We start from the raw sequence: 7876 nt of genomic DNA, 5'->3' as shown, positions 1-7876 counted from the left end.
GGCGAGGCGCACCTCGCCGCCACGGGCGCGCAGGTCGCGCTCCAGCGCCGTGACCAACCGGTGCATCCCGCCGTCGAGGCCCGCGACCGCCGACCCGGCCGGTGCCGCCGCCCGCACCGCCGCGACGGCCGCGGCGAGCGAGCCGTGGCGCGCGAGGCGGTCGCGGATCCCCGGCAGGACCGCGTCGAGGTCGACGTCGTCGGGGTGCGCCGAGTGCACGCCGCCGACCACGGGGGCGACGAGCCGCTCGAGGACGCGCGACCCCATGCGGGTGCGGACGAGGTGACCGACGCTCGCGCCGCCCGCGTCACCCCCGCCGACGCGCGCCGGGAGCACCCGGTCCAGGGACGCGCGCAGCGCCCCGACCAGCCCGATCGCCCGCCGGACGTCCGCCGCCCACGGGTCCCCGGGGATGCCCATCACGCCCGTGCGCGGCAGGGGCAGCGCGCGCCGGGGCAGCTGGAGCCACGCGCTGCGGGCCGCGGGGACGACGACGTCGTCGGCCAGGCCGAGGTCGGCCAGCAGGTCCGGCACCGCGCTCGACCGGGTCGCGAACGACTCGGCGCCGGCGTCCAGCGTCAGCCCGGCCACCTCGACGCCCGCGACGCAGCCGCCGAGGCGGTCGCCGGCCTCGAGCAGCAGGACGCGGCGCCCGGCGCGCACGCACTCCCGCGCCACGACGAGCCCGGCGACCCCGCCCCCCACGACGACGACGTCAGCGTCCCCGGGCACGGCCGTCACTCCTCGCCGTGGGCGAGCCGCACGATGCGCGTGAGCACGTCGGGGTCGGTCTGGGGCGGGACGCCGTGGCCCAGGTTGAGCACGTGCCCGGGCGCGGTGGCGCCGCGGCGCAGCACGTCGCGCACGTGCGCCTCGAGCACCGGCCACGGTGCGCCGAGGTAGGCCGGGTCGATGTTGCCCTGCAGCGGTGTGGTGCCGCCGAGGCGGCGGTTCGCCTCGTCGAGCGGGATGCGGTGGTCCACGCCGACGACGTCGGCGCCCACGTCGCGCATCGCCCGCAGCAGCTCGCCCGTCCCGGTGCCGAAGTGCACGATCGGGACGCCGAGGTCGACCACGTGCGACAACGCGCGGCTCGACGCGGGCGCGACGTGCTCCTCGTAGTCCGCCAGCGACAGGGAGCCGGCCCACGAGTCGAAGAGCTGGGCCGCGCTCGCCCCGGCCAGCACCTGGGCCCGCAGGAACACGCCCGTGACGTCGGCCGCCCAGTCCATGAGCGCGCGCCAGGTCTGCGGCTCCGCGTGCATGAGCGTGCGGGCACGCAGCTGGTCCTTGGAGGGCCCGCCCTCGACGAGGTAGCTCGCGAGGGTGAACGGTGCGCCGCCGAAGCCGATCAGCGGCGTGCCGCCCAGCGCCGCGACGGTGCGGGCGACGGCCTCCGTGACCGGGGCGAGCGCGTCCGGGTCGAGCGGCGCGAGCCGCGCGACGTCCGCGGCCGTGCGGACCGGCTCGGCGAAGACGGGGCCCGTGCCGGGGACGATGTCGACGTCCACGCCCGCCAGCAGCAGGGGCACCACGATGTCGCTGAAGAAGATCGCGGCGTCGACGCCGTGGCGGCGGACGGGCTGCAGCGTGATCTCGCTCGCGAGCTCCGGCTCGAGGCACGACGCCAGCATCGTCACGCCCTGGCGCACCTCGCGGTACTCGGGCAGCGACCGCCCGGCCTGGCGCATGAACCACACCGGCGCAGGAATGTGTTCCGCGTCACTCGAAATGCGTCCGGCCTCGCCGCGAAAAGCGCGGACCAGCGCGGAATGCGTCGTGCGGCCGTCGATCATGGGGTGTTCCTGAGGCAGCGTCACCCCGCGATTGTGCCAACCATTCTCGCGAATGATTGAATCGCGACGTTGTGGTGCTCCTGACCCTCACGGCGAGTCACCGCGACCTCGACCTCGACGTGCTGGAGCAGCTGAGCTCCGGGGGGCACTCGGTGGGGGCGATGGTCGTCGCTGACAGCCCAGACGTCACCGGTTGCGTGGTGCTCGCCACCTGCAACCGGTTCGAGGTGTACCTGGACGTCGCCGCCGCGCCCGACGACGACGCGGCCCTCGCGGACGTGGCGCGGGACGCCGTCGATGCGGTCGCCGCCGCGAGCGGCCTGGCGCACGAGGACGTCGCCGCCTCGCTCCAGCTGCGCTCGGGGCCGGCCGTGCCGCGACACCTGTTCACCGTCGCCTCCGGGCTCGACTCGATGGTGGTGGGGGAGCGCGAGGTCGCCGGCCAGGTGCGCCGCGCGCTCGGCACGGCCCGCCGCGACGGCACGACGTCGCCCACCCTGGAGCGCCTCTTCCAGGTCGCCTCGCGCACGTCGCGGGCCGTGGGGTCGCAGACGGGCCTCGGCAGCGCGGGGCGCTCGGTCGTGGGCGTCGCGCTGGACCTCGCGGGCCAGGCGGTGGACCTCTCCCGCGCCCGCGTGCTCCTCATCGGCACGGGCTCGTACGCCGGCGCGAGCCTCACGGCGCTGCGCGCGCGCGGTGTGACCGACGTGGCCGTGTACTCGCCGTCGGGCCGGGCGCAGGCGTTCGCGGCGGACCGCGGGCTGCGCGCGGTCGAGGCCGGCGGGCTCGGCGAGACGCTCGCGGAGGTCGACGTCGTCGTCTCGTGCAGCGGCGCGCTCGGTCCGGTGGTCGACGCCGCCATGGTCGCCGCGGCGCGCGAGCGCTCGGCAACGGTGGGCGCGCCGCGTCCCACGGTCCTCGTCGACCTCGCGCTCCACCACGACATCGACCCGGATGTCGCGCACGTGCCCGGGGTCGTGCTGATCGACCTCGCCGCCGTGCAACGTCACTCACCGACGACCGTCACCCCCGAGGTCGAGGCCGGGCTCGCGATCGTCGAGGAGCGCGTCGCGGAGCTCGAGGCGACGCTCGCCGAGCAGAGCGCCGTCCCCGCGGTCGTCGCGCTGCGCAGCCACGTGGAGCAGGTGCTCGACACCGAGGTCCAGCGGGCGCGGGCCGCGGCGCGGGCGCGGGGCGACGAGGCGGGCGCGGACCTCGCCGAGCGCGCGCTGCGCCGCTTCGCGGCCGCGATGCTCCACACCCCCGCGGTCCGCGCCCGCGAGCACGCGCGGCGCGGTCGGCACGCGGAGTACCGTGACGCGGTCGAGGTGGTCTTCGGCGTCGACGTGCCGCGCGACGGCGCACCGGCCGTGCGGGCTGACCGGTCCGCCCCTCGGCACCGTGCTGACTGAGGCCTGACGGGTCTGCGGCTGCCGGACCACCCCCACCCGCCGGACGAGCCCTCGGAGCAGCCATGACCTCATCGGGTGTCGGACGCGTCTCGGCGTGGCGCTGGGCGGTGCCCGGTGCGGTGATCGTGACGGTGGGCGCAGCCGTCGGCCTGGCGGGCCTGATGGGGCTCGTCGGCGTGCTGGGAGCCACGGCAGGCGGCGCGGACGGCGCCGGGCGCGTCCTCGCGGGCGCGTTCGTGGGCCTCTTCGGGGTCGCGATGCTCCGCGGTGGCCTGCGTTCTGCCGACCGGTTCCACGCCGTCGGGGTCGAGCGTCCCCTGCACGACCTGGCTCAGGTCGCGCTCGGCGACGGGTACCACGACGGCCTCGAGGCGCTCGGCGTGGACCCTTTCTACGTCGCGACCGGCCTGCTGCCGCAGGCCACCCTCGCGGTCGACGGGTCCGGCCTCGAGCTGTGGTTCGGGGGCCGCCGTCCTCAGCTCCGCGCGAGCGTGCCGTGGCACCGCGTCGAGGCGGTGATGCCCGCCGCGTCGCACACCGCGGGCAGCGCGACGGCGCCGGCCGCGGCGCTCGAGGCGGGCGGCGAGCGGCTGCTGCTCGTGCCGCGCCGGGGGACGGTCGCGCACGGGTGGGCGACGCTCGACGAGGTGCTCGCCCTCATCGACCACCTCGAGCGGCTCCGCACCGGCGAGGAGCCGGAGGGCGAGCTGTTCGATCCCGAGGTGCCGGTGACCGACGCCCCCTATGACGACGAGCCGCGGCCCGCTGCGCCACCGACCCCGACCTCGACCCCGACCCCGACCGCAGCGACCAGCATCGAGGAGCGGATCCGGCGGCTCTCGCGGCGCGACGGGCCCGGGGCCGGCGCCCCGCAGGGGTGACTCCGGCCGGACGCCGTCAGGCGTCGAGGAACCGCACCAGGTCCGCGGCCGCGCCCGTGTAGGTGGCCGGCGTCATCGCGGCGAGGCGTGCGGCGACGTCGTCGGGCAGGCCGAGGCCCAGGACGAAGGTGCGCAGGTCGTCGCCCGTGATGCGGCGGCCCCGCGTGAGCTCCTTGAGGCGCTCGTACGGCTCGTCCATGCCCGGCACGCCCGCGACGCCGGCGGCGCGCATGGCCGACTGGACGGCCTCGCCGAGCACCTCCCAGTTGGCGTCGAGGTCGCGCGCCATCGCGGCGGCGTCGACGTCGAGACCGGCGAGGCCCCGGCGCACGTTGTCGATCGCGAGCAGGGAGTGGCCGAACGCGGGTCCGATGTTGCGCTGCGTCGTCGAGTCCGTCAGGTCCCGCTGGAGCCGGGACGTCACGAGTGTGGCCCCGAGGCTGTCGAGCAGGGCGCACGAGATCTCGAGGTTGGCCTCGGCGTTCTCGAAGCGGATCGGGTTGACCTTGTGCGGCATGGTCGACGAGCCGACGGTGCCCTGCCCGCGGACCTGCGCGAAGTAGCCGAGGGAGATGTACGTCCACACGTCCGTCGCGAGGTTGTGCAGCACGCGGTTGAAGCGCGCGACGTCGGCGTAGAGCTCGGCCTGCCAGTCGTGGGACTCGATCTGCGTCGTCAGCGGGTTCCAGGTGAGGCCCAGGTGCTCGACGAACGTGCGCGAGACCTCGACCCAGTCGGCGTCGGGGACCGCGGCGAGGTGGGCGCCGTAGGTGCCCGTCGCACCGTTGAGCTTGCCCAGGTACTCGGCGCCCTCGATGCGGCGCAGCTGGCGGCGCAGGCGGTGCGCGAGCACGGCGAGCTCCTTGCCGAGCGTCGTCGGCGTCGCCGGCTGACCGTGGGTGCGGGCCAGCATCGGCACCGCGGCGTGCTCCCGGGCCATGGCGGCGACCTCGTCGACGAGCGCGCGCGCCGCGGGCAGCCAGACGTCGCGCACCGCGCCCTGGACCATGAGGGCGTAGGACAGGTTGTTGACGTCCTCGCTCGTGCACCCGAAATGGACGAGCTCGGTGACCTGCGGCAGCACCGTGCCCTCGCCGAGGACCGCGGGCGCGGCGGCGATGCGCTCCTTGAGCAGGTACTCGACGGCCTTGACGTCGTGCACCGTGACCCGCTCGGTGGCCGCGAGCTCGGCGACGGTGCTCGCGTCGAAGTCCAGGACGACGTCGCGCAGGTACGCCACGTCCGCGTCCGCGAGGGCCGGGGCTCCCGGCAGCACGCGCTGCGCCGCGAGGTGGATGAGCCACTCGACCTCGACGTGCAGCCGCTCGCGGTTCAGCGCGGCCTCCGAGAGGTGGTCGACGAGCGGCGCCACGGTGCCGCGGTAGCGGCCGTCGAGCGGGCCGAGCGCGATCGCGGGCGTCTGCTCCGCGAGGCTGCGCCGTGCGCGGAGCGGGGCGGCGGCCCCAGCGGGCTGCGCGGCGTGGTCGGTCCGGTGGGGATCGGTCGCAGACATGACGCGATCCTCCCAGACGGACGTCGGCGCCCGCGGCCCGCGTCCACGACGCTCGATCGGGTGATCACGGCCCCGTCGTGCTGCGCTCCCTTCCCTTCGGGGCCATGCTCTGCTGTGATCCGTGCCACGCGCGACCGCGCGGAGGGCGAGGACAAGGGGGCAGACGGGTGGACCAGATCGAGGCGTTCGCGGACCGCCGCGACGAGATCGACCGCATGCAGCAGCGCTTCGAGCGCGCGAGCGGCGCGGCGGAGGGCACCTTCACGGGCACCGACGCGACGGGCACGGTGACGGTCGTCGTCACGCCGACGGGCCACTTCGTCGAGGTCCGTGTGCCCGTGACGTGGCGCGACGAGCTCGCGCCCGAGGGCCTGGCCCCAGCCGTCATGGACGCACGCACCGAAGCCGCCATGGCGCGCATGGCGCAGTGGGGCGAGGCGGTCGCCGACGAGCTCGACGCGCCGGCGCCCGCGACGCGCCCGCTGCCCCCGGCCTACGAGTCCCTGGCCGGCCGGATCGATGAGTACGTGACGCGTCACGCCTCCCCGGAGGAGGCGCAGGCCACGACCGACGCGTTCGCGGAGTTCCTGCGCGAGGTGCTCGCGAGCATCGACGAGGCGAAGGCGGAGGTTGCGCGTGCGCAGAGCGCCGAGATCGTCGGCACGAGCGAGGCCGGGCACGTGCGCGTCGTCGTCAACGGCACGGGCGACGTCGTCGGCGTGCGCTACGACGAGGGCTGGCTCGAGCGCGCGCACCCGGCCAACATCGGACGCGAGACGGTCCAGGCGCAGGCCGCCGCGCTGCGGGCGGCGGGCGGCCGCACGCCGGCCTCGGTGGTCGCGGGCACGCGGCTGGGCGAGCTCGAGCGGCTCGCGAACGACCCGGAGGCGCTCGCGCGCCGACTTCGCATGACCCGGTGACACGAGCCGCCGGCTCGGCCAAGGTGTAGTCCGACCGGGGCACGCGCCCCGGTCACCGTCGAGGAGGGGGAGCAGCATGTCGTTGGATGTCGCGCTCGAGGCGCTGAGCAAGGACGCGGGCATGTGGGGAGGGGTCTCCGACGTGCTCTCCACGGCGAGCTCCACCACGGTCGGGATGACCCTCGTCACGAGCGAGCTCTCGTGGGCCGCGGAGGTCGTTGGCCTGGTCCCCGTGTACGAGGCCGCCCGCGCGCGGCTGCAGACGCTGCTCAGCGAGGGCGCGACGGAGACCGAGACGATCTCCACGACGCTCAAGCAGGTCAAGGCGGCCTACGAGTCGAACGACGCGGCGCAGCGCGCCGCCTTCGCGGGCCTCTGGCAGCCGAAGTAGCGCCGGCTCGCCCGCCGTACCCCCGACACCCCGAACGACAGCGGAAGGCACCACGATGCAGCAGATCCTCGACCTGCTCGACGAGGTCGACCAGGCGGTCCACGACCTGGCCGACAACGTCAACCACTGGCTCGGCAAGATCCCCAGCTGGGCCTCCTGGGTGGGCGACAAGATCATGGACGCGTGGAACTGGCTGATGGAGAAGGCCCAGGAGTTCTGGGACAACGTCTCGTTCATCGCCCAGAACCTGGGAGAACCAGGCCTGATCTCGTCCACCGCGAGCTCGTGGAACACGAGCGTCGGCGGCACCGTGAGTGCCCAGGTCCAGGTCGCCGAGGCGGGCAACCTCGAGGTCGACGACACGTGGACGGGCTCCGCGGCGCAGACGTACGCGCAGCGCATCAGCCTCCACAAGACGGCGCTCGACAAGATCAAGTCGAGCATGACCGACGGCATCACCACCGCCCTCGACGCCGTGAAGACCGGCATCTACGTCTTCTGGGCGGCGATGGTTGGCGCGCTCCTCGCGCTGATCGCGGGCATCGTGGGGGCCCTCGCCTCCTCGGCGACGATCTTCGGCATCCCCGCGGGCATCTTCATCGCGGCCGGCGCGTACGGCATCGCCCTCGGGGCGATCTGGGGCGGCGGGACGAAGCTCAAGTCGGACTGCACGTCCGCCCGCAACACGCTCGAGCAGAAGGTCATCAACGAGAACACGGGGTTCCTCAACGGGCACTGGCCCGCGGGCGCCGTGTCGTGACGCACGCGGACGCCGCGCGGCGCCGGGTGCTGGCCGCGCGCGTCGCGTATGCCGTGCTGGCCGTGGTGCTCTCGGTGGCCATGGCGGTCCTGCTCTGGCGCGCCGTCCCGACCGAGGGCGACCGCGCTGCGGTGCTGGCCGGCGTCGCGGGCCTCGCGGTCGTGCTGGGCGCCGTCCTGCTCGCGGTCGCCGTCGCGGCGCGG

9 protein-coding genes are annotated in these 7876 nt (G+C 75.2%); 6 read left to right on the top strand and 3 right to left on the bottom strand.

The features are described from left to right. Together IDM29_RS12860 and hemE are read right to left on the bottom strand one after the other, a co-directional pair. Positions 1 to 741, bottom strand: a 741-nt coding sequence (locus tag IDM29_RS12860) for a protoporphyrinogen/coproporphyrinogen oxidase (protein WP_375372411.1), incomplete at its 3' end; no start/stop codon positions are given. Continuing rightward, complete coding sequence (hemE, locus tag IDM29_RS12855; protein ID WP_182114345.1) at positions 738 to 1796, bottom strand: uroporphyrinogen decarboxylase; 1059 nt, start codon at positions 1794 to 1796, stop codon at positions 738 to 740. The genes hemE and IDM29_RS12860, both read right to left, overlap by 4 nt. 74 nt (positions 1797 to 1870) lie before the next feature. On the opposite strand from hemE, the gene IDM29_RS12850 reads away from it, so the two are divergent. Together IDM29_RS12850 and IDM29_RS12845 are read left to right on the top strand one after the other, a co-directional pair. Further along, positions 1871 to 3208 (top strand): glutamyl-tRNA reductase, encoded by a 1338-nt coding sequence (locus tag IDM29_RS12850; RefSeq protein ID WP_255491684.1) that lies wholly within the window; start codon positions 1871 to 1873, stop codon positions 3206 to 3208. A gap of 62 nt (positions 3209 to 3270) precedes the next feature. Then, the gene (locus IDM29_RS12845) at positions 3271 to 4089 is read left to right on the top strand and encodes a hypothetical protein (protein ID WP_182112490.1); all 819 of its coding nucleotides are present in this window, start codon (positions 3271 to 3273) and stop codon (positions 4087 to 4089) included. A 16-nt stretch (positions 4090 to 4105) separates the two neighbouring features. On the opposite strand, the gene purB is transcribed toward IDM29_RS12845, so the two are convergent. Continuing rightward, positions 4106 to 5602 carry an adenylosuccinate lyase gene (purB, locus tag IDM29_RS12840; RefSeq protein WP_182112489.1) on the bottom strand — a complete coding sequence of 499 codons (1497 nt, stop codon included), beginning with the start codon at positions 5600 to 5602 and terminating at the stop codon, positions 4106 to 4108. A gap of 167 nt (positions 5603 to 5769) precedes the next feature. Here purB and IDM29_RS12835 point away from each other — a divergent pair, with 167 nt between their 5' ends. From IDM29_RS12835 to IDM29_RS12820, 4 genes are all read left to right on the top strand, one after another. Further along, positions 5770 to 6522, top strand: coding sequence for a YbaB/EbfC family nucleoid-associated protein (locus tag IDM29_RS12835; RefSeq protein WP_182112488.1), 753 nt, complete (start codon positions 5770 to 5772; stop codon positions 6520 to 6522). A 76-nt stretch (positions 6523 to 6598) separates the two neighbouring features. Further along, positions 6599 to 6913 carry a hypothetical protein gene (locus IDM29_RS12830; RefSeq protein ID WP_182112487.1) on the top strand — a complete coding sequence of 105 codons (315 nt, stop codon included), beginning with the start codon at positions 6599 to 6601 and terminating at the stop codon, positions 6911 to 6913. A gap of 55 nt (positions 6914 to 6968) precedes the next feature. Then, positions 6969 to 7673 carry a hypothetical protein gene (locus IDM29_RS12825; protein ID WP_182112486.1) on the top strand — a complete coding sequence of 235 codons (705 nt, stop codon included), beginning with the start codon at positions 6969 to 6971 and terminating at the stop codon, positions 7671 to 7673. Beyond that, positions 7670 to 7876 (top strand): hypothetical protein (locus IDM29_RS12820; RefSeq protein WP_188037594.1); only part of this gene is annotated, 207 nt, incomplete at its 3' end. The genes IDM29_RS12825 and IDM29_RS12820, both read left to right, overlap by 4 nt.

The organism is Actinotalea sp. JY-7885, assembly GCF_014525465.1.
In the GTDB taxonomy this organism is placed as follows: domain Bacteria; phylum Actinomycetota; class Actinomycetes; order Actinomycetales; family Cellulomonadaceae; genus Actinotalea.
This window is presented reverse-complemented; position numbering and strand designations above follow the sequence as displayed.